The sequence below is a fragment of the Aminipila sp. genome, from assembly GCF_032051575.1.
Classification (GTDB): domain Bacteria; phylum Bacillota; class Clostridia; order Peptostreptococcales; family Anaerovoracaceae; genus Aminipila.
In genome coordinates, this window is the sequence record NZ_DAMBYD010000004.1 from 290,848 (window position 1) to 316,392 (window position 25,545).

At 35.7% G+C, this 25,545-nt stretch carries 29 protein-coding genes; 26 read left to right on the forward strand and 3 right to left on the reverse strand.

The window, feature by feature from the left end; translation table 11 throughout:
- Positions 1 to 4 precede the first annotated feature (4 nt).
- Genes RTW14_RS07355 through RTW14_RS07365 form a run of 3 tightly spaced genes read left to right on the forward strand, consistent with a single transcriptional unit; the run spans position 5 to position 2,854 of the window.
- A complete protein-coding gene (locus RTW14_RS07355; protein WP_312649061.1) occupies positions 5 to 670 on the forward strand; it encodes a DUF6320 domain-containing protein in 666 nt (221 codons plus the stop codon).
- Positions 671 to 726: 56 nt separating this feature from the next.
- Positions 727 to 1,644: an MBL fold metallo-hydrolase gene (locus RTW14_RS07360; protein WP_312649062.1), complete on the forward strand. Its 918-nt coding sequence runs from the start codon at positions 727 to 729 to the stop codon at positions 1,642 to 1,644.
- Between the two features lie 16 nt (positions 1,645 to 1,660).
- Positions 1,661 to 2,854, forward strand: coding sequence for a dicarboxylate/amino acid:cation symporter (locus tag RTW14_RS07365; protein ID WP_312649063.1), 1,194 nt, complete (start codon positions 1,661 to 1,663; stop codon positions 2,852 to 2,854).
- Positions 2,855 to 2,903: 49 nt separating this feature from the next.
- Here RTW14_RS07365 and RTW14_RS07370 read toward each other — a convergent pair whose 3' ends face one another.
- Both RTW14_RS07370 and RTW14_RS07375 read right to left on the reverse strand, forming a co-directional pair.
- Entirely contained in the window at positions 2,904 to 3,089 is a 186-nt protein-coding gene (locus RTW14_RS07370; RefSeq protein WP_312649064.1) for a DUF6774 domain-containing protein, read from the reverse strand.
- Between the two features lie 13 nt (positions 3,090 to 3,102).
- On the reverse strand, positions 3,103 to 3,801 hold the full coding sequence (locus tag RTW14_RS07375; RefSeq protein ID WP_312649065.1) for an ATP-binding protein: 699 nt from the start codon (positions 3,799 to 3,801) through the stop codon (positions 3,103 to 3,105).
- 129 nt (positions 3,802 to 3,930) lie between these two features.
- Between RTW14_RS07375 and RTW14_RS07380 the strand changes: the two genes are divergently transcribed.
- The 7 genes from RTW14_RS07380 to RTW14_RS07410 all read left to right on the forward strand — a co-directional run bounded on the left by RTW14_RS07380 (position 3,931) and on the right by RTW14_RS07410 (position 11,041).
- Positions 3,931 to 4,605, forward strand: a complete 675-nt coding sequence (locus tag RTW14_RS07380; protein ID WP_312649066.1) for a Crp/Fnr family transcriptional regulator — start codon at positions 3,931 to 3,933, stop codon at positions 4,603 to 4,605.
- 19 nt (positions 4,606 to 4,624) lie between these two features.
- Positions 4,625 to 6,118 (forward strand): sensor histidine kinase, encoded by a 1,494-nt coding sequence (locus RTW14_RS07385; RefSeq protein ID WP_312649067.1) that lies wholly within the window; start codon positions 4,625 to 4,627, stop codon positions 6,116 to 6,118.
- Entirely contained in the window at positions 6,078 to 6,776 is a 699-nt protein-coding gene (locus tag RTW14_RS07390; protein WP_312649068.1) for a response regulator transcription factor, read from the forward strand. The genes RTW14_RS07385 and RTW14_RS07390 overlap by 41 nt, the downstream gene beginning before the upstream one ends.
- 268 nt (positions 6,777 to 7,044) lie before the next feature.
- Positions 7,045 to 8,418: a TrkH family potassium uptake protein gene (locus RTW14_RS07395; protein WP_312649069.1), complete on the forward strand. Its 1,374-nt coding sequence runs from the start codon at positions 7,045 to 7,047 to the stop codon at positions 8,416 to 8,418.
- Between the two features lie 48 nt (positions 8,419 to 8,466).
- Positions 8,467 to 9,132, forward strand: a complete 666-nt coding sequence (locus tag RTW14_RS07400; protein ID WP_312649070.1) for a potassium channel family protein — start codon at positions 8,467 to 8,469, stop codon at positions 9,130 to 9,132.
- Positions 9,133 to 9,213: 81 nt separating this feature from the next.
- Entirely contained in the window at positions 9,214 to 9,477 is a 264-nt protein-coding gene (locus RTW14_RS07405; protein WP_312649071.1) for a TIGR04076 family protein, read from the forward strand.
- Between the two features lie 145 nt (positions 9,478 to 9,622).
- Complete coding sequence (locus RTW14_RS07410) at positions 9,623 to 11,041, forward strand: D-alanyl-D-alanine carboxypeptidase family protein (RefSeq protein WP_312649072.1); 1,419 nt, start codon at positions 9,623 to 9,625, stop codon at positions 11,039 to 11,041.
- A 70-nt stretch (positions 11,042 to 11,111) separates the two neighbouring features.
- Here RTW14_RS07410 and RTW14_RS07415 read toward each other — a convergent pair whose 3' ends face one another.
- A complete protein-coding gene (locus tag RTW14_RS07415) occupies positions 11,112 to 11,333 on the reverse strand; it encodes a 4Fe-4S binding protein (RefSeq protein WP_312649073.1) in 222 nt (73 codons plus the stop codon).
- Positions 11,334 to 11,495: 162 nt separating this feature from the next.
- On the opposite strand from RTW14_RS07415, the gene RTW14_RS07420 reads away from it, so the two are divergent.
- The 16 genes from RTW14_RS07420 to RTW14_RS07495 all read left to right on the forward strand — a co-directional run bounded on the left by RTW14_RS07420 (position 11,496) and on the right by RTW14_RS07495 (position 25,512).
- Positions 11,496 to 12,326 (forward strand): glycerophosphodiester phosphodiesterase family protein, encoded by an 831-nt coding sequence (locus RTW14_RS07420; protein ID WP_312649074.1) that lies wholly within the window; start codon positions 11,496 to 11,498, stop codon positions 12,324 to 12,326.
- The gene (gene sfsA / locus RTW14_RS07425; RefSeq protein WP_312649075.1) at positions 12,323 to 13,003 is read left to right on the forward strand and encodes a DNA/RNA nuclease SfsA; all 681 of its coding nucleotides are present in this window, start codon (positions 12,323 to 12,325) and stop codon (positions 13,001 to 13,003) included. The genes RTW14_RS07420 and sfsA overlap by 4 nt, the downstream gene beginning before the upstream one ends.
- Positions 13,004 to 13,123: 120 nt before the next feature.
- Positions 13,124 to 14,761, forward strand: a complete 1,638-nt coding sequence (locus RTW14_RS07430; RefSeq protein ID WP_312649076.1) for a CotH kinase family protein — start codon at positions 13,124 to 13,126, stop codon at positions 14,759 to 14,761.
- A gap of 115 nt (positions 14,762 to 14,876) precedes the next feature.
- Complete coding sequence (locus tag RTW14_RS07435) at positions 14,877 to 15,701, forward strand: transporter substrate-binding domain-containing protein (RefSeq protein ID WP_312649077.1); 825 nt, start codon at positions 14,877 to 14,879, stop codon at positions 15,699 to 15,701.
- A 205-nt stretch (positions 15,702 to 15,906) separates the two neighbouring features.
- Positions 15,907 to 16,965 carry an SIR2 family protein gene (locus RTW14_RS07440; protein ID WP_312649078.1) on the forward strand — a complete coding sequence of 353 codons (1,059 nt, stop codon included), beginning with the start codon at positions 15,907 to 15,909 and terminating at the stop codon, positions 16,963 to 16,965.
- 23 nt (positions 16,966 to 16,988) lie between these two features.
- The gene (gene yedF / locus RTW14_RS07445; protein ID WP_312649079.1) at positions 16,989 to 17,600 is read left to right on the forward strand and encodes a sulfurtransferase-like selenium metabolism protein YedF; all 612 of its coding nucleotides are present in this window, start codon (positions 16,989 to 16,991) and stop codon (positions 17,598 to 17,600) included.
- 14 nt (positions 17,601 to 17,614) lie between these two features.
- On the forward strand, positions 17,615 to 18,670 hold the full coding sequence (selD, locus tag RTW14_RS07450; RefSeq protein WP_312649080.1) for a selenide, water dikinase SelD: 1,056 nt from the start codon (positions 17,615 to 17,617) through the stop codon (positions 18,668 to 18,670).
- A gap of 27 nt (positions 18,671 to 18,697) precedes the next feature.
- Positions 18,698 to 19,837 carry an aminotransferase class V-fold PLP-dependent enzyme gene (locus RTW14_RS07455; RefSeq protein WP_312649081.1) on the forward strand — a complete coding sequence of 380 codons (1,140 nt, stop codon included), beginning with the start codon at positions 18,698 to 18,700 and terminating at the stop codon, positions 19,835 to 19,837.
- 16 nt (positions 19,838 to 19,853) lie between these two features.
- On the forward strand, positions 19,854 to 20,117 hold the full coding sequence (locus RTW14_RS07460; RefSeq protein WP_312649082.1) for a DUF3343 domain-containing protein: 264 nt from the start codon (positions 19,854 to 19,856) through the stop codon (positions 20,115 to 20,117).
- Positions 20,074 to 20,829: a selenium cofactor biosynthesis protein YqeC gene (gene yqeC, locus RTW14_RS07465; protein WP_312649083.1), complete on the forward strand. Its 756-nt coding sequence runs from the start codon at positions 20,074 to 20,076 to the stop codon at positions 20,827 to 20,829. The genes RTW14_RS07460 and yqeC overlap by 44 nt, the downstream gene beginning before the upstream one ends.
- A gap of 3 nt (positions 20,830 to 20,832) precedes the next feature.
- Complete coding sequence (yqeB, locus tag RTW14_RS07470) at positions 20,833 to 21,624, forward strand: selenium-dependent molybdenum cofactor biosynthesis protein YqeB (protein WP_312649084.1); 792 nt, start codon at positions 20,833 to 20,835, stop codon at positions 21,622 to 21,624.
- Between the two features lie 67 nt (positions 21,625 to 21,691).
- On the forward strand, positions 21,692 to 21,955 hold the full coding sequence (locus RTW14_RS07475) for a DUF3343 domain-containing protein (protein WP_312649085.1): 264 nt from the start codon (positions 21,692 to 21,694) through the stop codon (positions 21,953 to 21,955).
- Between the two features lie 492 nt (positions 21,956 to 22,447).
- Complete coding sequence (locus tag RTW14_RS07480; protein ID WP_312649086.1) at positions 22,448 to 23,029, forward strand: 2-oxoacid:acceptor oxidoreductase family protein; 582 nt, start codon at positions 22,448 to 22,450, stop codon at positions 23,027 to 23,029.
- On the forward strand, positions 23,029 to 23,331 hold the full coding sequence (locus RTW14_RS07485; protein WP_312649087.1) for a 4Fe-4S binding protein: 303 nt from the start codon (positions 23,029 to 23,031) through the stop codon (positions 23,329 to 23,331). The genes RTW14_RS07480 and RTW14_RS07485 overlap by 1 nt, the downstream gene beginning before the upstream one ends.
- Positions 23,331 to 24,593, forward strand: coding sequence for a pyruvate ferredoxin oxidoreductase (locus RTW14_RS07490; protein WP_312649088.1), 1,263 nt, complete (start codon positions 23,331 to 23,333; stop codon positions 24,591 to 24,593). Before RTW14_RS07485 ends, RTW14_RS07490 begins: the two co-directional genes overlap by 1 nt.
- Positions 24,583 to 25,512, forward strand: a complete 930-nt coding sequence (locus tag RTW14_RS07495) for a thiamine pyrophosphate-dependent enzyme (protein ID WP_312649089.1) — start codon at positions 24,583 to 24,585, stop codon at positions 25,510 to 25,512. Before RTW14_RS07490 ends, RTW14_RS07495 begins: the two co-directional genes overlap by 11 nt.
- Positions 25,513 to 25,545 lie beyond the last annotated feature (33 nt).

Below are 25,545 nucleotides of genomic sequence, written 5' to 3' on the forward strand. Positions count from 1 at the left end.
CTTTATGTTGTATTGCGAACATTGTAAAATAGAGGTCACCGGCATTCACCAAAAGTGCCCATTATGTCATTGTAATCTGACAGGAGAGCCTGAAAATAATTTACCACAATATCCCATGATACGAAATCAGACTAGTAAAATTTATTTAATCTTTAATTTAATGAAGTTAACTGCAATAGTTGCCTGTGTGATTAGTATTCTTGTAAACTATATTACTTACAAAGAAACCTTATGGTCAATATTTGTAGTTGCTGGGTTTGCCTGTGGATGGCTTCTTATGGCTATAGGTATAAAGAGAAAGGCGAATTTGATTAAGCTACTGCAGTGGGAACTTTATATCACATGTGGGTTAACTGCATTGTGGGACTATTTTACGGGATGGCATGGATGGTCTATCGAATTTGTGTTACCTTGTACCTGCATTGTGTGTATGATTTTAATTTATATTTTGTCTGCACTTCTGAAAAAGGAACCTAAAGAATATTTGATTTATTTGACTTTAGTTAATATTCTAGGTTTTTTCCCTATATTGTTTTTAATATTAGGATGGTTAGAAATTGAACTCCCATCAGTGCTTTGTATAGGATGCAGCACTTTATTTTTGATGGGAATATTTTTGTTTAAAAGACAGGCTGCTTATGGTGAATTTAAAAAGAAACTTCATATATAGTTGCCGTTTAATATAAATTTATAAAATTTACTTTTTGAAAGGAAGGATAAGCGATAATGAATACTATTTTTAATGACTTCCCAAATCATGATAGATTTAAGTTTCCAGAGGGATTATCAAGGGTCACTGCTGGAAAAGGCGGAGAAGCAATACTTGTGTTTGGCAGTGATAAAACTTTTTTAGTGGACTGTGGCATGGCCTATTGTGGCGACAGAGTGGTGAGAAACATTGAATTTGCATTAGCTATGAATGACCGTACCACACTTGACGGTATACTATTGTCTCATACACATTATGATCATATTGGAGCGTTGCCTTATGTGAAAAAAAGATGGCCACAGGTTGTAGTTTATGGGGCAGCAAAGGCAAAAAAGGTGTTTTCAAGTTCTGGAGCACGTGCTTTAATGAAGGAACTGGGTACAGCGGCAAGAGACTTATATTCTGAATGTAAAAATGAAATATTGACAGAAGGTTTAGAAGTGGATGTAGTGGTAGGAGAGGATGACGAAATTTCTATTGGAGATGAATATTTTAAAGTACTTGAAACGAAAGGGCATACAGACTGTTCTTTAACTTATGTTTTAGAACCAAGAAAAATTATGTTTTCTAGTGAAAGTACAGGGGTTCTGGAAAATCCTCAGTTTGTTCATACTGCTATTTTAAAAAGTTATAAGGATAGCATAGAATCTGCACTAAAATGCAAAGCCTATGGAGCTAAATTTATAATATGTCCTCATTTTGGAATTTTACCAGATTACTTTACTGATGAATATTTTGACTTATACATTAAAAGCGCAGAATATAAAAAAGACTTTCTTTTGGATTTATATAAAAGAGGTTTTAATGATGAGCAGATACTAGATGAATATACGAAATATCATTGGTCACAGGGAAGAGCTAATGAACAGCCAAAAGAAGCATTTACAATTAATGCCAAGCATATGATCGATGTAATTTTAAAAGAATTTAATTAGATAAAGGGGATTTATTATGACACTGAATATTTTTAAGAGCCTGCCTGTTAGACTTGTGATAGGTGTGGCAATAGGTATTTTAGCGGGGCTCGCGGCAAATGAGACCATTATGAATGTAGTGGTGACATTAAAGTATATTTTAGGGCAATTTATAAATTTTTGTGTGCCATTAATTATAATTGGATTTATAGCACCATCTATAACAAAACTTGGGAACAATGCTTCACGTATGCTTAGAGTTGCTCTTGTTTTGGCCTATGTAAGCTCAATACTTGCAGCATTGATGGCTGTGGCAGCTGGCTTTGGCATTATACCGCATCTTTCTATAGTATCTAATCCCGAGGGGTTAAGAAAACTTCCAAAGGTGATTTTTGCTCTTTCTATACCTCAAATTATGCCGGTTATGAGTGCTTTAGTACTTTCGATAGTTGTAGGTCTTACAGCGGTTTGGACTCATGCCAAGTTTATAACAAACCTACTTGATGAATTCCAGAAGATGATTCTTATAATGGTTAAGAAGATGGTAATACCTGTGTTACCATTTTTTATTGGATTAACTTTCTGTGCATTAGGATATGAGGGTTCTATTACAAAACAGTTCCCTGTATTCGTAAAAGTTATATTCATTGTAATGTTAGGGCATTATATTTGGCTTACAGTATTGTATTTAGTAGGTGGCGCTTATAGTGGAAAGAATCCAGCTGAAGTAATTCGTCATTATGGACCTGCTTACTTGACTGCTGTTGGTACGATGAGTTCAGCAGCAACCTTGGCGGTTGCTATTGACTGTGCAAAAAAATCAAATGTTCTTAGAAATGATATGATTGATTTTGGAATTCCCCTATTTGCCAATATACATCTATGTGGTTCGGTGCTGACAGAGGTTTTCTTTGTTATGACTGTTAGTCAGATATTATACGGCGTTATACCGCCTGCAGGCACAATGATTTTATTCTGTGTTCTTCTTGGTATATTTGCAATAGGTGCACCGGGAGTACCAGGAGGTACTGTAATGGCTTCTCTTGGACTTATAACAGGGGTTCTGGGATTTGATGAAACTGGCACAGCACTTATGCTTACAATATTTGCCCTTCAGGATAGTTTTGGAACAGCATGTAATGTTACAGGTGATGGTGCATTAACATTAATGCTTACAGGATATGCGGATAAGCATAAAATTGAAAATCAGACCCTGAATATTGGGTTATAAAATAATACATAAATGATAAAGGGCCGCCAGTAGTCAAACTGGAGGCCTTTTATGGTATGTTGGTCGTGACTTCTTCTAGTGCTTCTTCTCCGCCTTTAAGAATAGATATGGTTGCTAGGTTATCGCCTAGCAATACAAACAAGGCAGATAAGATGTTGAGTTCTTTTACAGTTTTATCTTCTGCAATCATGTTTGCAACAGTAGCTATAAATATTGTTATTTGGCATGAAGTCATAGTATACACCTCTTTATAGTATACGCCCGTCAGTTGAGATAGTTACTATCTGCCAAGGAATCATTTTACCACTGTTCATTAACGCCTGTTTTACGGCATTCTCTATACCGCCGCAACAAGGAACTTCCATACGTACTACTTTTACACTTTTTATATCATTGTTTTTAATAATTTCTGTAAGCTTTTCGCTATAATCTACAGAATCAAGTTTCGGGCAGCCAACTACGGTTACGTGATTTCTAATAAATTCCTGATGAAAGTTACCATAAGCAAAAGCTGTACAGTCAGCAGCTACAAGCAAGTTGGCACCGTCAAAATATGGAGCATTCACAGGTACTAATTTAATTTGTACGGGCCACTGTGAAAGCTGTGAGGTAGGGGGTTGTGATTCGGTTATATTGCTAACAGAACTTTGATTGCGATTAAATGCTTTAGATTGTGTTCCTGGACATCCACAAGGCAAAGTGGATGGATTAGCAGATTTTTTTGCTATCACAGCTTCTTCGTCATAAGCAGCAGCTTCACGGGATTCAAAGGAGATTGCGTTTGTAGGACATACTGGCAGGCAGTCCCCTAAACCATCACAGTAATCGTCACGGATTAATTTTGCTTTTCCTTCTACCATAGCGATGGCACCTTCATGACAGGCTTCTGCACATAAACCGCATCCATTACATTTTTCAGTATCAATTTTTATAATTTTTCTAATCATATTTATATCCTCCATACGTTAATAAATAATTGTGTTATCTTAAATTTAATTATCCTCATTGACTTTATGTGTTTATACTACTATACTACTAGCATAGATTCTGTTGTTTTTACAACAAAGAGGTGAAAAATGAAAAAATATTTAAGTATTTTAAAAAAAAATCCTTTATTTTATGGCATTGCTGAAGATGACTTAGAAAATATGTTGAGCTGCCTTTCCGTTAATGTTAAAAATTTTAGTAAAAATGAGATTATTTATATGGCGGGAAATAAAATAAGCAACATCGGAATTGTTGTAGATGGTAGTGTGCAAATTATAAAAGAGGACATACTAGGCAATCGAAATATAATAGCACAAATTGTGATAGGTCAAATTTTTGGTGAGGCTTTTGCCTGCGCAGAGATAGACAAACTTCCAATAAGTGTAATTGCCAGCGTAAATTGTACAGTAATGTTTATAGATTACAAAAAGGTTATTTATACTTGTAACAATTCATGTATATTTCATCATAGACTACTAGAAAATATGCTAGGCATATTAGCTACGAAAAATATTTTATTAAATAATAAGATTGAATGTATTTCAAAAAGAACGATTAGAGAAAAGGCATTATCCTATTTATTGGCACAAGCACAGCAACAAGGAAAAAGAAGCTTTAAAATACCTTTTAACAGGCAGGAATTAGCAGATTATCTATGTGTTGATAGAAGCGCATTGTCTAATGAACTCAGTAAGCTTAGAGCAGAAGGGATAATTGAATTCAATCGGTGTGAGTTTAATATTTTGATGGAGGATTTGGAGTAACCTTGGGAGGCTTTAAAAGATGAAAAACAAAAATATAAAAGGTATTTTTATGTATCGTATGTTAATAATTTTTGTTATGATATTAGGAGCTTCAACAATAGGGGCTTTATTTAAATATATGGGATTTTCGGAAACCAATATTGTTCTTGTTTACCTATTAGCAATCGTTTTGATAACTTGGGCAGCAACGGGCTTTATTACTGGTATTATTGCTTCTATTATTGCAACATTTACATTTAATTATTTATTCACTGAACCTAATTTTTCATTTTCTGTAAATAATCCAAGCTATATGATTACTTTTGTAATTATGATAATTACAGCATTTATAACAAGCACATTAACTTCAAAGATGAAGAACAATGCTTTAGAAGCAAGGGAAAAAGAGGCGGAGGCTACTGCCCTCTATAGCCTTAACACCAGGCTGACTTGTGCAAGTGATATAAATGATATGGCTCAGATATCTGCAAGTGCTGTAAGTTTGTGCTTTGACTGCGAGGCACAGTGCCTATGTTTTTACAAATCAAATAAATATGAAAAAGTTAGAGAGAAAATCGAAAATTTAGAGACGTTATATGATCAAGGAGAAAAATTCTGGGATTGGCCTATTTATGGAAATGAAAGTTCTTTAGGTGTTATCCGTATTCCAGCGGATAAAGCTAAAGCTATGAAGGAAGACCAGATGAGTCTGCTAAAGGTTATGATTGAAAGTATAGCTTTAGCTATGGATCGTTGGCAAGCTTCCCAAAAACAGATGGAAGCAGATGCAGAAATCGTTCAGGAAAGATATAGAACCAATCTGCTTAGGTCTATTTCACATGATTTGAGAACACCTTTATCAGGTATCATCGGTACTTCTGAAATGCTTTTGGATATGATAGACCAAACGGATGACAAATATGAAATGATAAAGGGGATATATAATGAGGCCGACTGGCTGCATGGACTGATGGAAAATATATTAAGTCTGACCAAGTTAGATGATGGAAGACTTACGATAGAAAAAGAGAGTGAGGCTGTAGAAGAAATTGTAGGCGGCGCAGTAGCTCATATAAGCAAGCGTTTCCCTGAGTATGAGATAAAAGTAAAAGTACCAGAAGAGTTATTACTTGTGCCAATGGATGCAAAACTTATTGAGCAGGTATTGATGAACTTGCTTGATAATGCAGTTAAGCATACACCTAAAGGAAAAGAAATAGGGGTTTCGGTAACAGAAAACAAAAAAGAAAACAAAGCCATTTTTACAGTGAGAGATCAGGGAAATGGAATCAGTAGTGATGAGGTGCCTCTTGTATTTAAGCCATTTTATACCTCGAGAGGTAAACTGGCAGATGCACATAGAGGAACTGGTCTGGGGCTTCCTATTTGCGAAGCAATTGTAAAAGCACATGGAGGGCAAATAGAAGCACGTAATTGCCAACAGGGTAATGGAGCTGAATTTATTTTTACACTGCCAATGGAGGAAAAGAAAAATGACGAATTTAGATATAAATATTCTGATAGTAGAAGATGATCCACAGATACGAAATTTTATTGCATATGCATTAAAAGGTGAGGGACTTTCCTATAAGGCAGTTCAAAATGGCGAGAATGCATTAAGCCTGTTGGTATCAGAAAAATTCGATTTGCTGCTTTTAGATTTAGGACTCCCTGATATTGATGGGATTCAAATAATAGAAAAAGTAAGAGAATGGTCAGAGATGCCGATTCTTGTTGTATCAGCCAGGGATCAAGATCGGGAGAAGGTGTCCGCTTTGGATCTAGGTGCTGATGATTATTTAACTAAACCTTTTTCCTCTGCAGAACTTTTGGCACGAATTAGGGTGGCATTAAGGCACATAAGAAGGTTAAATAAAGATAAAGAGAATACCATATTTAAAGTAGGCGAATTACAAATAAACATAGACAAAAGAATTGTAGAATTAGAAGGCTCTGAGATACATGTTACCCCTATGGAATATAATTTGCTGACTTTGTTTTTTAAGAATATTGGCAAAGTACTTACTACAAGCTACATTCTAAAGGAGGTATGGGGAGTTGATTATGGTAGTGATACGCAGGTGCTTCGTGCGTTAATGGCAGCGTTAAGAAGAAAAATCGAGAAAAATCCAGCTAAACCGAGGTATATAATGACAGAAGTTGGTGTAGGATATAGGCTCATAGACGAATAGTAATTGAAATAGAAGGAGGCGGAAGCCTCTTTTTTATGTAATTCTCACAGAATTCTCACACGGGAATAAATTATCTCACACTATTCTCACAGAATGAGTGCTATGCTATGCATATAGCAAAAAAACTATTATGCTAATTTTTGTTGCATTATTTTTAAATTTGGATATAATATTATTCATGCTATTCAGAGGGGGTGAAAGATTTCATCTATGTCTTGAATAGCATATGTTTTTGTTTAAAAAAGAAAAAGGAAGATAAAAGATTACTATGATGCATAAAATGGAAAAATTATTCACACCAATACAAATAATAGCATATGGCTTCTTAGGAGCTATTTTGTTAGGGTCATTTTTGTTGGTATTGCCAATTTCAGCACTGGAAGGGCAGACAACTGCATATATTGATGCACTATTTACGGCAACGAGTGCCATCTGCGTAACAGGTCTTACCACTGTAACTACCATTGAGCATTGGAGTTTGTTTGGACAATTTGTTATTTTATGCCTGATTCAGTTTGGTGGTTTAGGCGTCATAACTGTTACGACATCCATTCTGCTGCTTCTACATAAGAAAATCACGCTGTCAGAGAGGATTTTAATTCAGGATGCGTATAATCTGAATACTTTGGGTGGACTTGTAAGGCTTACTATTCGAGTATTAAAGGGGACCTTCTTGATAGAAGGAATCGGGGCCGCTTGTTTTGCATTTCAGTTTATACCAGAATTTGGATTTCTACAGGGCCTTTGGAAATCAGTATTTCATTCCATATCAGCATTTTGCAATGCAGGAATTGATTTAATTGGGCAGAATAGTTTTGCACCATATGCAGGAAGTGCTCTTGTAAATCTGACTACGATGGTATTAATTGTAGTAGGAGGTATCGGTTTTCCAGTTTGGTGGGATCTCCTGCGTGTAACTAACAAATTGATAGAAGAAAGGTTTAAGCCAAGATTATTTTTTAAAAAGTTGGAATTGCATTCTAAGGTTGCAATTGTCACTACAATATGCTTAATTATAAGTGGAGCAGTACTAATCTTTTGTCTGGAATATTCGAATGATGATACTATTGGGAACATGCCATTATGGGAAAAAATCATGGCTTCATTTTTTCAATCCATAACAACAAGAACAGCTGGATTTTTTACTATTCCACAGAACGAACTGCGAGACTCATCTGCTTTTTTGTGTATTCTTCTGATGTTTATAGGTGGATCTCCATCAGGCACAGCTGGCGGTATAAAAACCGTTACTATGGCAACCTTGATGATTTCAACTTTAGCAGTTATCAAGGGAAAGCCAGATGCAGAATTATTTTACAGAAAAATCAATTATGCTTATTGCAGAAAAGCGTTGGCCGTTTCATGTTTTAGTTTATTTGTACTACTTATGTCAACCTTTGGTTTATCCATTGTTGAAAATGCAGACTTTTTAGATGTTCTATATGAAACGACATCGGCAATTGGTACAGTAGGACTTACACGAGGAATGACACCCAATTTATCTCTGATTGGCAAAATGATAATTATAATAACTATGTATTTAGGACGTATTGGTCCCATCACGTTAGCGCTAGTATTAAATCCACAGAAGCATAAGGGAAAGATTTGTATTCTTCCTGAAGAGCAGGTTTTAATTGGATAGATAATTGTGTGTATTTTAAGCTGTCTATAAAGGCAGGAGGGGGTAGAAATGAGTATAAAACAATTTGTAGTATTTGGTCTGGGTCGTTTTGGAAAGAGTGTGGCGACTACATTAGCCGAAAATGGTTGTGAAGTATTAGTAATAGATGCAAATGAAAATACTGTCAATGAGATGGCAGATGTGGTAACTTATGCGGTAAAAGCAGATGCTACAGAAACAGAAGTATTAAAGACTTTGGGAATCAGTAATTTTGATGCGGCAATTATAGCTATGGGTGAAAATCTTGAAGCAAGTGTTATGGCTACCATATTTGTAAAAGAAATGGGAGTGCCATATGTTCTTGCCAAGGCACAAAATGATTTACAGGGACGTATCTTAAAGAAGGTGGGTGCAGATATGGTTGTATTCCCAGAGAAGGAAACCGGAATCAGAATAGCCAATAGTCTTCTTATGGACAATCTGTTTGATACAGTGGAATTGCCTGCTAACTATAGCATGATGGAATTAGAAGCTTTATCTGAGTGGGTTGGCAAGAGTTTCCATGAATTGAATTTGAGGGCAAGATTGAAAATTAATGTAATCGGGATAAAAACGAAGAATCATCTAAATATTAATCCTGATCCAGAGGAAGCCATAAAAGAAGATGATGTTCTTATTCTAATTGGTAAGAATGAAGTATTGAATAAACTGGCTACTTTGCATAAGAAAAAATAGAACAAAGTTAATTGATGTATATTCGCTTCTAGTCTGCTATACTATAATATAATAAATATTAAAATTCAAGGAGAGTAAAGCATGGCGAAAAGACCTAAGATTATAATAAAGATGGTAGATAAAATAGGAAGCGGACCTTGTCACTATGGCCATAAAATTGGTGATACTTTTGATTTTGATATAGACAGAGGCAGTATGTGTCCGATGATGGCACATACTGCTTTTCCGTATATAGATATTCTGAGATATGGAGGAAGTGTACCTGGTGGTGAAAATCCTAACAAATGTAAATTTTGCTGCCCAGATGCAGATGTAATTAATGTATTCGAGATTGAAAGAATATAAAATTAATAAGTTTTGACACTAAAACGGTAATTTCATATAATTTATCCAATTTTAGTGAGAATATAAGAATAATAATAAGTAATTAAAAATATCATAATAATAGTGTAACTGACTTGAACACATGAGCAGGGCAGGGAGGGAAATTATGAATATTTTTAATAGAAATTATGATAAAAGAAGATCTGGGAAAAAGTTTGACAGATTGAAAAAACGAGCAATAGTAGCTAAGACTATGCATAAAGTTACCATAATTAGGGTTATGTCAATATGTATGGTTGGCTTACTTGTTGTTGGTGGAGGAGCCATTGGAATCAGTGCAATCATTCCTAGCGATATGAGTAAGGCAACAGGAAAAAGTGTTGAAATGCTGCCCGTGGATAATATTGTAACCAGTGGTAGTGCTGTTGTTAGTAAAAGTAAAGCCACTTCAGACAATGCGTCAAAAGTGGATAAAAAAACTAAAGCAACAGGTGATATTAACAACTCTGGATTAGTAGTTGATGCAAAGGCAGCAGTATTAATGGATGCAGATAGCGGTACTGTTCTTTTTTCACAAAATGGTGCAGATCGTCTGCCTCCTGCTTCGGTAACCAAGGTTATGACTATGCTGCTTGCCATGGAGGCAATTGATAGAGGGCAAGTTAAGCTGACTGATATGGTAACAATATCAGAAAGAGCAGCCTCTATGGGGGGCTCACAGATGTACATGGAACCAGGAGAGCAACATCCTTTAGAAGATTTAATGAAGGGGATTTCCATGGTATCTGCCAATGATGCATGTGTTTCAGTGGCAGAATATCTTTCTGGAAGTGTTGAGATTTTTGTTGAGAACATGAACAAAAGGGCAAAAGAACTAGGTATGGAAAACACTCATTTCGTAAATACAAATGGACTTCCTGTAGCAGATCATTATACAAGTGCGCACGATATCGCCATAATGTCCTGTGAGTTGAGTAAACACAAAAAAACCCATGACTGGTTTACAAAATGGCAGGATACCATGATGGTAGGACTGCCAGGGAAGCAGACAGAGTTTGGCCTGACTAATACTAACAGATTGATAAAACAATATACTGGCGCAAATGGAATAAAAACAGGATTTACGCAAGAGGCGGGATATTGTTTATCTGGCTCTGCAACTCGTGATGACATGACATTAATTGCAGTAGTACTTGGGTGCTCAAGCTCAAAGGTCCGCTTTGCCGAAGCTGCAAAGCTTCTCGATTATGGTTTTGCTACTTATGACACAGTTAAACTGGCAGAGAAAGGTGAGCCGCATGGATTAATTGAGATTGAAAAGGGAGAACCAAACGCTATAAATGCAGTAGCAGGAGAGGATATTTCTATTTTAGTGAAAAAAGGTGAAAAAGAATCGGTTACTTTCCAAGTAGAGCAGGATCAGAAAGTGAAAGCTCCTGTGAAAAAAGGTGAGAAAGTAGGAGAAATAGTTGTTTATCAGAATGAAAAGGAAATAGGAAGGTATCCGCTTGTGGCAGAAGAATCATCGAAAAAAGCAAGCCTATTGCAGCTATACAAGAGATTGATAAAAAATGTAGTGGAATAATTAGAAAAAATTGTAGTTACTTTAAAGTATAATAATAAAGCAGTTGGAGTCTCCAGCTGCTTTTGTTTGTTTACCCTTTAAATGTAAGTGCTTTCATTGGACAGAAACGGACGCATTTCCCACATTTAATACACTTGTTTATATCTATTTTTGGAGCTTCAAATCCGTTTTGAGACAATGCATCTACAGGACAAACTTTAACAGATGGACATGAGTGATTTTGAGGACATCGATTCTTATTTACAATTAGTGTTTTTAATGAAATGTCTTCTTGTGCTTTTCTAAAAAACATATATATGCCTCCGTTTTTTTTTTAGTATAACATTACCTTTATATTTTTTCTGTGACATAATCACATTAGAAAATGTGTTTATAGTTAAGTAAATTTAACTTATAATATAAATGTGAAAATAATTTAGTAAATTCTTGTGAGTATGGAAAGGATAAGGGGAGTATGGGAATCTTTCTTTTACTTTTAATTTTAAGTATTATATACCTTTTATTGGTTATGCCTTGCTTGGACAGAAGAAAGGAAATTTCAGATTATCTGAATTGTTTTTATGCACATAGGGGACTGCACGATAACAATAATGGTATTCCAGAAAATTCTTTAGTTGCTTTTGAAAAAGCTATATTGTATGGATATGGAATTGAGTTAGACGTTCAACTTACAAAAGATAATGTAGCAATAGTAATTCATGATGATAATTTAATTCGAGTTTGTGGTATAAATAAAAAAGTATCTGAAACTACATATGATGAAATATCTAAATTAAAATTATTAAATTCAAATATAGGGATACCTAAATTAACGGATGTTTTAAATTTAGTAGAAGGTAAGGTGCCATTAATTGTAGAATTAAAAACAGCAGACGATATTAAAAATAATTGCAGGATAATAGCCAACATTCTTGATGGATACTCCGGCAGGTATTGTGTAGAATCTTTTAATCCATTTATAATGCAATGGTTTAAAAGATATAGGAAAAAAGTATTACGAGGCCAGCTTTCTACGAATTATTTTAAGGAAAAGGTAGATCAGAATTTTTTAAATAAGTTTATGCTTTCTCATTTTCTGCTTAATTTTATATCCAGGCCGGACTTTATAGCATTTAATATAAAGTATAAAAATATGTTATCTCTAAAAATTAATAAGTGGCTGCTAAATACACCCTTATTTGCGTGGACTGTGAGGAGTCACGAGCAGTTAGAGGAAATAAAGAATTTTTTTGATTCATTTATTTTCGAACAATTTATTCCGAAAGAAACGGTAAATAGAAAATGATTTATAATAATATAAAACCAGCTAAATTTATTTCCAGGCCAAATCGATTTATAGCTAATATTGAAATTGATGGGAACCATGAAATTTGTCATGTGAAAAATACGGGCAGATGCAGGGAATTTCTAATAGAAGGTGCAAAGATTTTTGTGCAGGAATTTGACAGCAGTACACGAAAAACAAAGTATGATTTAATTTCTGCATATAAGAAGGAACAGCTTATAAATATGGACAGCCAGGTTACTAACAAAGTAATACAGGAATGGCTGCAGGAAGGCGGCCTGTTTCAAAACATTTCACTGATAAAGCCTGAAAGCAAGTATAAAAATTCACGGTTTGATTTTTATGTAGAGGTTGGTAAACGTAAAATATATATTGAAGTAAAAGGTGTTACTCTAGAAGAAGATGGAGTGGTAATGTTTCCTGATGCACCAACAGAGCGAGGGGTTAAGCACCTTCGGGAATTAGAAGAATGCATAGAAGAAGGGTTTGAAGCTTATGTAATTTTTGTTATACAAATGTCTGATGTTAAGGTGTTTAAGGCTAATGAAGAAATGCACAAAGCTTTTGCGGAAACGCTTACACGGGTGCATGAAAAAGGTGTAAATGTTTTGGCTTATGAATGTTTAGTTACTGAAGATAGTATAAGAATTTCAAAGCAAGTACCCGTAATAGTTTAAACTTCACCAAGTTTTCACAAAACGGATATAAGACTTCCTTGATTATGGGCTATAGTAAATCCAGGGAATATGATAATAGCGTAAACTAGGATATGGTCATTAAATGGAAAGGAATGTTTTATGAAAAAAGCGATAATATTAGTTTTGGTGGTTACTCTTATTGTTTCATCTTTAGCTGGCTGCAGTCATACTTCGGCAAAAGATAAGGCAACAAAGATGGAGTATGAGGGAAAACTAATGGATGATTCGGCAGTGCATAATATTAATGTGAAAATATCAGATGAAGATTGGAAGGATCTATTAGAAAATCCATTGGACAAAACAAAGTACAAGGTTGATGTCGATATTGATGGAGAAACTTATTCAGATGTTTCATTTGCAACGAAAGGTAATACTTCTTTAAGCCAGATTGCCAATGATAATTCTACTGACAGATATAGCTTTAAGATTAACTTTGATAAGTATATAGAGGGTCAGAACTATTATGGCTTAGATAAACTAAATCTGAACAATCTAATGTCAGATGCTACATATATGAAGGATTACTTAAGCTATGAAATCATGCGGGAGGCTGGTGCAGCAGCTCCAATGGCAAGTTTTGTAAATATTACTATAAATGGAAAAGAGTGGGGGCTATATCTTGCAGTAGAGGATATTAGTGATTCCTTTATTACACGTAACTATGGGGAAGGTGAAGGTGAACTGTATAAACCTGAAACCGAACAACTAAATAATATGGGAAAAGGTAAAGAAGGAATGCCACCGGGAATCTCAGGCGGAGCAATAGGTGAAAGGCCAGAAAAGCCACAAGGAGAAATGCCGACTGGCTCTGCTATGCAGGCACCACCTGAAGGAAAAGATGACGGTAACAAAGGTTTTGGGGGGTCAAGTAATGGAGCAAGTTTAGCATATACTGACGATGAACTAGAAAGCTATAGTGACATATTTGATAATGCAGAAACTGATGCGACTAAAGAGGATATGCAAAGAGTCTTATCCGCTTTAAAACAGCTTAGCACGGGTGAAGAATTAGACAAATGCCTGGATGTTGATTCGGTTATAAAATATTTTGTAGCTCACAATTTTGTTGATAATTATGATAGTTACACAGGAAATATGCTTCATAATTACTATTTATATGAGAATAATGGATTACTATCCATGATTCCTTGGGATTATAATTTAGCCTTTGGCGCTTTTGGTGGAAATGGTGGTATGAAGAAACCAGGAGAACAGACTGCAGATAATGATGAACAAACTACAGATAATGCAACGGCAATGGTGAATTACGCAATCGATACACCACTTTCAGGAGCAAAAGAAGCGGATAGACCTATATGGAGTGCTATCATTAATAATGAGGAATATAAGGCGCTATATCATAAGTACTTTGATGAATTGATAACAAACTATTTTGAATCTGGAAAGTTTGAAGAAAAAATCGACTCAGTATATGAAATGATTAGACCTTATGTAGAAAAAGATGCTACTGCTTTTTATACGGTTGATGAATTTGATAAAGCATACAGCACGTTAAAAGAATTCTGTAAGCTTAGAAGTGAAAGTATTAGAAAACAATTAGATGGAGATATCCCAGCTACAACGGATGGGCAGAAAAAAGAAGGGGTTCAGCTAATCAATTCTAGTGGTATAAAAATTGAAGATATGGGAAGCCAAAAAGGTGGTGCCCCTAAACAAAATTCAAAAGATGGTGAACCCTCAAATGTAAATGCAGGTTCAAAAGAAAATAAAGAATAATAGATTAAAACGGTCCTGAGTATTGTTGTATTTAGGGCCGTTTTGGTATATACTATACAGAATAAGAACAATCAATGTTAACAAATTGAGGATGACTGAAAGGGAGGACAGAATTATGAAAAGATTTTTTAGTATTATGGTTGTAATTCTATTGTCTATGACTATCTTAGCAGGGTGTGGTGATAACGCTGATAAAGAGAAAGTTAAAACCAAAGCAAAACCGTTAGTGGTGGCTATGGACTTGACAAAACCTCCGTTTGAGATGAAAGATGAAAAGGAAAATCCTTCAGGAATTGGCGTCGATTTCGCAAAGGCATTTGGTGAATATATAGGAAGAGATGTTAAAATTGAAAATACTTCTTATGATGGTCTAATTTCTTCCCTTCAGGAAGGGAAGGCGGATATGGTTATATCCTCTATGTCTATTACAGATGAGGCAAGCCAGAACGTTGATTTTTCTGAACCATATGCCGACATTATGTTAGCTGTTTTAGTGAACAAGAACTCTGGTATTTCCTCTGCTGAAAGCTTGAATCAGGAAGGTAAAAAGATTGTTGTCACTGCTGATTCAGCCGGATACATTTATGCACAGAAAAATCTGACCAATACGGAAATTATAACACTTGCAGACGAAAATGCATGTGTTTCGGAAGTGACACAGGGAAAGGCAGATGCTTTTATTTGTGATCAGCTGGCTATATATAAGGACTGGCACAATTATACGGATAAGACAACCATCATTTCTATCGGAGGCCAGGAGGCGGAGCGATGGGGAGTTGCAGTGCAAAAAGGAAATACGGAATTACTTGCACAGATAAATGAATTTATTGGGACGTACCGAGTAAATGGTGGATTTAATAAGTTAACAAGCAGATATTTGTCAGAAGAAAAAACCACTTTTGATAAATTAGGGGTTAAGTGGATTTTTGATATAGACTAGCATGGTTTGGGACTATAGTAGTCAACAGTTAGAAGAATATTATTTCCAATAGGGATAAAGATAATAAAGTATTTAAAAAGCATCATTAAAGATGCTTTTTCTTTTGATTTTCTTTAGGAATATAATTTGGAACTAGTATTTTATTGTAGTATAATATAATAATATATTGTATAAAAAGGATAAAACAAAAATAAGGAGAGCTGTTATGGATAAAACAGTAATATTTTTGGGTGCAGGGGCATCAAAGGCAGACGGTGCACCATTACAAAGAGAACTTTTTAAATCATATTTTAAAGCATGTGAAGGTGAAAAGTTAAATGAAAACTTTGACATAAAGCATAGTAAAGTAAAGGGACTTCTTGACCGTTACTTTAAAAACTTCTTTGATTTTACTGATAACTTTGATTATAGAAATGCTGTGTTTCCTACATTTGAAGAAGCACTCGGTATTTTAGATTTAGCTATTGAGCGTAATGAAAAATATAGAAGTGAGCTGGGAAATCTGTATAAATATAGGACAGCCCTGATTTTTTCAATGGCGCAGGCTATTCAATATAAAATTGAAGCTTCAAAAAATGGAATACAAGGAGAAAGCCATACGAAACTAATTGAAAATTTACAGGACGAACTACCAAAAGGTAATATTACATTTATTTCTACGAATTATGATATCATTTTAGACAATGCGCTTGGCAGTAAGTTTGATGTAGATTATGGATTCTATCATTTAGATGATTTAGACAATATAAAAAATGGCGTAAAGCTTTTAAAAATCCATGGATCCTTAAATTGGAAATATTGTCCGGTTTGTAAGCATATAGAAGCTAAAATAGAACAAAAAGGAACATTGTCCATAGTAGACAATCCAGGTTCTGTAAAGTGTGACTATTGTTCAGCAGATGCACAATATATAATTGTTCCGCCAACTTACTATAAAGATATGAGTAATGTATATCTAGCTAATATATGGAATAATGCAGAAAAGCTGCTTAGAGAAGCAGAGCATATCGTTTTTTCTGGGTATTCGCTGCCTAGTGCGGACATGCATATAAAATATCTTTTGAAAAGGGCTGAATTAAACAGAGGCAGAAATAGTAAGTTTAAAGCCACCGTTATAAATTATTATCCCAATAAAATAGTAGGGGCCATACAAAAAGAACAAAACAGATATAGTAGGTTTTTCAAAAATACCAGCGATGTAAATTATGTACAGGAGATGTCATTTCAAGACTTTGCAAGGAATCCTTTTCAAGTCCTTGAATAGAGTAAAAAGATAAGGAATAAAGAATGATGAAAAAACAAATAAATGCCATGGGTCTGGCTTGCCCACAACCTGTAGTTCTGACTAAGAAGGCATTAGACAACATGGAGAATTGTGATGTACTTCAGATATATGTTGATAACGACATTGCGGTAAAAAATGTAATGAAATTCGCCAGAAGTAAAAATTTAGAAGCAGCATACCATCAGGAAAAAGAAAAAGAATACTGTATTAATATACGAGTATCTCAAGATGCTGAGTTAAGTGAAACAGAAGAAAGTCTTATTACATGCGGAAATACTTTACAGAATATTGTTGTACTTGCATCTGATAAAATGGGCGAAGGAGACTCTGAGCTGGGAGTCATTTTAATAAAAGGATTTATCTACGCTTTAACACAACTTGAGAATTTACCTAACACCGTAATTATGTATAATGGAGGGGCAAAGCTTGCAATAGAAAATTCCCCTTGCTTAGAAGATTTAAAAAACCTCGAAAAATCCGGTGTGGAAATTTTAACCTGTGGTACATGTTTGAAGCATTACAAAATAGAAGAAAATCTTGCGGTTGGAACTGTGACAAATATGTATACAATAGCAGAAAAAATGTCACAGGCAATTAATATCATTAAACCATAAAAAGAAGGAAAAATATGAAGCCAGATATATCTGTAAAAAACGTAAAACTTACGCAGCTCTCAAAATCAGCGGGTTGTGCAGCCAAATTGGAGCCAGGTGTATTATCCAGAATATTAGATAAATTACCAAAGATTGCAGACGAAAATTTAATAGTGGGTACTGAAACCTCCGATGATGCGGCAGTATATAAAATTTCGGAAGAAATTGCCTTAGTACAGACCTTAGATTTTTTCCCACCAATGGTAGATGATCCTTACATCTTCGGACAAATTGCAGCAGCCAATGCTTTAAGTGATATTTACGCTATGGGTGGAAATCCTATAACCGCATTAAATATTGTAGCTTACCCAAGCTGTTTAGGTGAAGAAGTCTTGGGGGAGATATTAAGAGGTGGTGCGGATAAAGTAAGGGAGGCAGGGGCTTCTATTGCAGGAGGACATTCCATTAATGATGAAGAACCTAAATATGGGTTAAGCGTTACAGGAATTGTAAATCCTAAAAAGATACTGCGAAATTATGGGGCACAGCCAGGGGACGTATTAATATTAACTAAACCACTTGGATGTGGACTGATAAACACAGCAGTGAAGGCTGGAATGGCTTCTTTTGATGCATCAAAAGAGGCTATAATGAGCATGACAGCTTTGAATAAAAAGGCAAAAGAAGTTTTTGGCCAGTTCAATATACATTCATGTACGGATGTGACTGGGTTTGGACTTGCTGGACATGCATTGGAAATGGCCTCTGCAAGTGGAGTCAGTTTTGAAATAGATACTAAAAGACTCCCCGTTTTTTTTGAAGCTTTAAACTATGCCAGGATGGGACTTGTTCCTGAAGGAACCTATAGAAATCATAAGTTCGTAAGTTCCAAAGTTGAATTTGGTTTTATTTCAGAGGAGTATAAGGATTTAGTCTGTGATCCTCAAACTTCTGGAGGCTTGCTTGTTAGTGTGGAAAAAGAGCATAGTGAAGATATTATTAAAAATCTGCACCAAGCAATGCCAGATGTGAAATTAGGCATCATTGGCAAAGTATTCGATAAAAAAGAAAAATACATTACTTTTTTATAAAAGGTAGGGCATAAGGAGCATGGGAGCATGATATATTTTGACAATGCAGCAACTACATATATAAAACCTGATTGTGTCATAGAAGCAGTTATACAATCCATGCAATCTACCGGAAATGCAGGTAGAGGGGGACATGAAATTTCCCTAGAAAGCAGTAGAAACATTTATAATGCCAGAGAAAAACTGGCTGATTTTTTTTGCTTTGAAGATGTTTCAGGTATAGTATTTACTGCAAATTCTACAGAGAGCTTAAATATAGCATTACAAGGAATTTTAGAGCCGCAAGATCATGTGATAACCACTATATTAGAGCATAATTCTGTTCTTCGCCCTCTCTACTTGTTAGAAAGTAAGGGAATGGAAGTCTCTTTTATTCCATGTGATGAGAAAGGTATACCAGAGTATAATTCCATACCAGAATTAATCAGGTCCAATACAAAGGCAATTATAGTAACTCATGCATCCAATGTTACAGGAAATATTATAGATATAAACACAATAGGTGCAATTGCTAGAAAACATAATCTGATTTTTATAGTTGATGCTTCACAGACTGCAGGTAGTGTAAATATAAATGCAGAAGAAATGGGGATTGATGTTCTGTGCACCACAGGTCATAAGGGTCTAATGGGGCCACAGGGTGTAGGTGTTTTAGCTGTTCGAAAAGGTATTAACATAGAGCCGCTTTTAGTTGGGGGAAGCGGGATTCAATCTTTTGATAAGAACCATCCAGCGAATATGCCTGCCAGACTAGAAGCAGGAACTTTAAATGGACATGGCATAGCAGGATTGTATGCAGCCTTGGAATTCATAGAAGCGAAAGGAATAAGGGTAATAGCAGATAAAGAGCAGGAATTGATGTGGAGGTTTTATAAAGGAATAAGAAACCTTAAGACTGTAAAGGTATATGGGAATTTTGAAGTTAAAGATAGATCACCAATTGTATCTTTAAATGTAGGTCACATAGATTCTGCTGAGACAGCAGATATCTTGGCTCAGGAATATGGTATAGCTACAAGAGCTGGTGCTCATTGTGCACCACTTATGCACCAATTCTTTGGTACTGAAAGACAGGGTATGGTTCGGTTTAGTTTTGGATATTTTAATACATTTGCTGAAGTAGATACGGCTATAAATGCGGTCAGAGAACTTGCGGAAAATTCCTAGGAGTAAGAGGTTAAATATGCGAAAAAAAGTACTGAAACTTATTATTACATTCGCGGATACACAACAGGCTGTAGCTTGTGAAAAAAAATGCCAAGAAGCCGGAATCGGAGAACGATTAATACCTGTACCTGGACAGATTTCAGCAGGTTGTGGTCTGGCTTGGAAGGCAGATTTTGTTCAAAAGATAAAAATCGAGAACTTCTTTAAACAAAATCATATTGAATATGAAGGCTTTTATGAAGTGTATTTACTTGAAAGGTGTACGGATCAAGATGTGTAGGTTGTTGACTTTATTAGAGGGAGATTTTAAATCCATAGCCTTTGTAGGTGCAGGTGGAAAAACTACTACGATTTATAATCTGGCTAAACAGTTGATTAGTAAAGGGAAACGTGTAATTATTACGACAACTACACATATTTATCAACCTAAGAATATGGAAGTGGCTACGGATTTGGCAGGCATTGAAAAAATATTACAGGAAAGAAAATTGGTCGTGGCTGGAATACCTTGTGAAGAGAGTAAATTAACCTGTTTAGAAAGCGAGACTTTTAATCAACTTGTAAATTATGCTGATTATGTGTTAATTGAGGCAGATGGAGCAAAGAAAATGCCTATTAAAGTACCGAAAGAAAATGAACCTGTAATACCTAAATGGGTGGATTTGGTTGTAGGTGTTGTTGGAATGGACTGCATAGGCAAAAAAATAAAAACAGTATGTTTCAGACCACAAGAGGCGGTAAAGCTTCTGAATGAGGGAACAAAAGAAATCGTTACCGAGGATCATTTTATTACAGAGGAAGATGTTGCGCAGATCATCGGAAGTGAAAAAGGATTAAAAAAGGGTGTAGGACAAAAACCTTTTAAAGTAATTTTAAATAAAGTGGACAATAAAAAAAATAAACAGGCTTCTGAAAAAATTAGAATGATATTAGAATCAAAAGGAATAGAAGGCTGTTTGATGACTTCATATAAGGAAAATGAGAGGGCTTAACCAATGAAAAAAATATATATACGAGGAGCGGGAGATTTAGCTACAGGTATTGCCTGCAGGCTTTACGAAAGTGGATTTCAGGTTTTAATGACAGATTTGGAAGTACCTACAACAGTTAGAAGAACGGTGGCATTTTCCCCTGCTATATATGAAGCAAAAGCAGAAGTAGAAGGAAAAGTAGGAGTATATTGTAGTTCAATAGAGGAAGTCGAAGAAGCTTTTTTACGAAAAGAAATTCCTATTGTAGTGGATAAAGACGGTTTATTTTTGAAAGCCTTAAAACCAGATGTGGTGGTGGATGCAATTATCGCAAAGAAAAATGTGGCTACTAAAATAAATGATGCAGAGATTGTAATTGCTATAGGGCCTGGATTTATTGCTGGAGAGGACTGTCACTGTGTTATAGAGTCAATGCGTGGACACAATTTAGGAAGATGCATCTATACAGGCCATGCGACTCCAAACACAGGTATTCCCGGTAATATTGGCGGCTTTACTACAGAACGTATTATTCGGGCAGCATGTGATGGCAAATTCAGAGGTGCTGTAAAGATAGGTGATCGTATTCAGTCAGGCCAGACTGTTGGTTATATAGGAGAAATACCTATTGTAGCTCAAATTGACGGTATGGTAAGGGGTCTTTTACAAGATGGTGTAATGGTGCATAAGAACATGAAGGCCGGAGATGTTGACCCAAGAGCAGAAAAAGGAAACTGCTATACAGTATCCGATAAATCAAGAGCTATTGCAGGTGGTGTACTTGAAGGGATTTTGCATTTAATATATTTTCGATAACCGAACGAAGGTGCTTCGCATATTATATAAGTATACCATAAGTCTCATAGGATGGGAGGCACACAAAATGAAAAAGGAGTATTTGCTTACTTTCTCATCATTTTATAAAGCAAAGTATGCTCAGGAAAAAATAATAGAATTAGGTGTAAGATGTACAGTAAAAAGGGCACCTTCTGAGATTGTTACGTCCTGTGGATATGCCATATATTTAAAAACGGATGATATACAGAAAGTGTTAAGTATTTTTGATGGTGAAATACTTACCGTCAAAGGTGTATTTCTTGTAGATAACTCTTTAGGGACTACTCAATATAGAAAAATATCAATCTAAACAATATTTATAAAAATTGAATGAAGCTTATTTAGAATTTTTATTTAGTTCTAAATAAGCTTTCTAAGCCACATAATTGTTAATAAACACAAATAATTTAAAAATAATTTGTGAAAAATAATAAAAATATCTTGACAACGTACTTTATATATACTAAAATTCTACTATACTCAATAAAGTGATAAATTAAATAAAATGAAAGACTAAGACGGAGAGAGTAAGTGTTCAATTGAAAGTCGAAGCGAGTCAAGGCTGGTGAGAGCTTGATACGAGTAAAGGAACGACTGAAAATCACTCCTGAGTTGCAGACTGAAATAAGTAAGTTTTGACGGTTTTCCCCCGTTACAGGGAACGCGTATGTTAGTATGTTGTATGAGGTGGTATAGCAAAATGCTTTAGGCTTTTGTCCTTTTACAAGGATAAAGGCCTTTTTTATTTACATTTTAGCCAGAACATACGAAATGATTAAGACATCTATGGAGGTATAGAAGAATGGAAAAAAATACTGTAGAAATTCGTTGGCATGGTCGTGGAGGCCAGGGTGCAAAAACAGCTTGTTTATTGCTTGCAGATGTGGCGTTTAATTCAGGTAAACATGTACAGGGATTTCCTGAATATGGTCCTGAAAGAATGGGGGCCCCAATTACTGCATATAATCGCATAACAGATAAAAGATGTACAGTTCATTCGAATATTTATACTCCAGATTATGTGATTGTAGTAGATGAAACATTACTGGCAAGCGTAGATGTAACAAAGGGACTGAAGGAAGATGGAGCTATTATAGTAAATAGCCAAAAGGATCCACAGGAACTGAGAAGCATGCTTGGTGATTTTAAAGGAAAGGTATGTTCTATAGATGCAAGAAGAATCTCTGAGGAGACAATTGGAAAAAACATGCCAAATACACCAATGCTTGCAGCAGCAGTGAAAGTCAGCAAAGTAGTTGAGCAGGAGCAGTTTATAATAGATATGGAAAATTCATTACGTCATAAATTTGCCACAAAGCCTCAAGTAGTATCAGGCAACATGGAGGCACTTAGGATGTCTATGGAGGAGGTTAAGGTAGGTTAATGAAGAAGGCAGCAGAAATAAATGAACATACGCCCTGGCAGGAACTAACGCCTGGGGCTGAAATATATGAACCAGCCACTTCAAAGCTGGTAAATACAGGGGACTGGAGAACAATGGTCCCTGTTTTCTTAAATGACAAGTGCAAACATTGTTTGCTTTGTGTACCCTTTTGCCCAGATAGTTCAATCCCAGTAAAGGACGGCAAAAGAGGCGAATTTGATTTAATGCATTGTAAAGGTTGTGGTATATGTTATAAAGTATGTCCTTTTGATGCCATTGAATTTGTAAGGGAGGAGAAGTAATGGCTATTAGAGATAGATTATCAGGCAATGAAGCAGTAGCAATCGCTATGAGACAAATTAATCCAGATGTAATGGGCGCTTTTCCCATCACACCATCCACAGAAATACCTCAATATTTCTCTTCTTATGTTGCAAATGGTCTTGTAGATACGGAGTTTGTAGCAGTAGAGTCTGAACATAGCGCAATGTCGACTTGTATTGCGGCTGAAGCAGCAGGAGGCAGAGCTATTACAGCAACGTCTTCTTGCGGTATGGCACTTATGTGGGAACTCTTATATGTGGCTTCCTCTTCAAGGCTGCCTGTGACTATGGCACTTGTAAACCGAGCATTAACGGGTCCTATAAATATTAATAATGATCATTCAGATTCTATGGGGGCAAGAGATGCAGGCTGGATTCAGATTTATTCAGAAACCAATCAGGAGGCCTATGATAACTTTATACAAGCTATGCCCATAGGTGAAAATAAATCAGTAAGACTTCCAGTAATGGTTTGTCAGGATGGCTTCATAACAAGCCATGCAGTAGAAAATATGGAACTGATTGAAGATGAAAAGGTAAAAGCTTTTGTGGGGGAATATGAACCTGAAAATTATTTGTTAAAAAAGGAGAACCCATTGGCTGTAGGCCCTTATGGAATATCCGCTTATTATATGGAATTTAAAAAACAGCAGGCAGAAGCCATGAAGAATGCTAAAAATGTTATTTTAGAAGTAGCTGCAGAGTTTGAAAAATTAACAGGCAGGAAATATGGATTCTTTGAAGAGTTCATGATGGAGGATGCAGAAGCAGCTATTGTAATCATCGGTTCAAGTGCAGGTACCGGTAAAGCAGCCGTTGATATACTAAGACAGCAGGGAAAGAAGGTAGGGCTTATAAAGCTTCGTGTATTCAGACCTTTCCCTATGGAGGAATTAGCAAGAGCATTAGCACATATTAGAGCGGTAGCTGTAATGGATAAAGCAGAAAGCTTTTCAACAGCAGGTGGCCCATTATTTGCGGAGACCCGCTCAGCTCTGTATGACTTAGAAAACAGACCTAAAGCTATAAACTATGTATATGGACTTGGGGGCAGAGATATCACGGTAGAGGACTTTGAACATATATATGATGAATTGTTTAAGATAGTGGACTCTGGAAAAACAGGAGAAGTATACAGACATATAGGACAAAGAGAAGCAGATGATACTGAAAAGAAGATAATATATGAGAAGTATCAGCTGGAGAACAACAACTGGAGGTGGCAGAGCAATGTCTTATAATTTTAAAAAGGAAATGGAAAAGCAGGAGAGACTTGCTGGAGGCCATAGACTATGTGCAGGGTGCGGAGCCTCAATTGCTGTCAGGGGGGTTTTAAGAGCATTAGAACCAGAAGACAGAGTTGTTGTAACAAATGCTACAAGTTGTCTTGAAGTATCAACGTACTTATACCCATATACAGCTTATGAGGATAGTTATATACATAGTGCATTTGAAAATGCCGGAGCTACATGTGGTGGTGTAGAAACTGCTTATCGTGTACTGAAAAAGAGAGGCAAGATAGATGAGAACTTTAAGTTTATAACTTTTGGCGGGGATGGTGGTACGTATGATATAGGGCTTCAATCATTATCAGGGGCTATGGAGCGTGGACATGATATGGTCTATGTATGTTATGATAATGAAGCCTATATGAATACTGGCATTCAGCGTTCATCTGCAACGCCAAGATTCGCAGATGCTACTACAACACCAGTAGGGAACCGTTCTTATGGAAAAATCCAAAACAAAAAGAACCTGACTGAAATCATTGCTGCCCACAATGTACCTTACGCAGCGCAGACTACATTCATTGGAAATTTTAAGGACCTTCATGAAAAGGCACATAAGGCTATATATACGGAAGGACCTTGTTTTTTAAATATATTATCACCATGTCCAAGGGGATGGAGATACGAAATGGAAGACATGGCTGAAATCTGTCAACTGGCAGTGGATACTTGCGTATGGCCCTTGTATGAAATTGAAGAGGGAATATGGAAGCTAACTTATGAGCCAAAGAAAAAGCTGCCGGTAGAAGAATTTCTAAAGAAACAGGGCAGATTCAAACATATGTTCTCAAAAGACAATGAATGGATGATTGAAGATGCACAGCAGTATGTTGATAAGCAGTGGGAAAAACTGCTTTCCAGATGTAAATAGTGTATAGTGTTATGAAAACCCCCTAATTTGCAA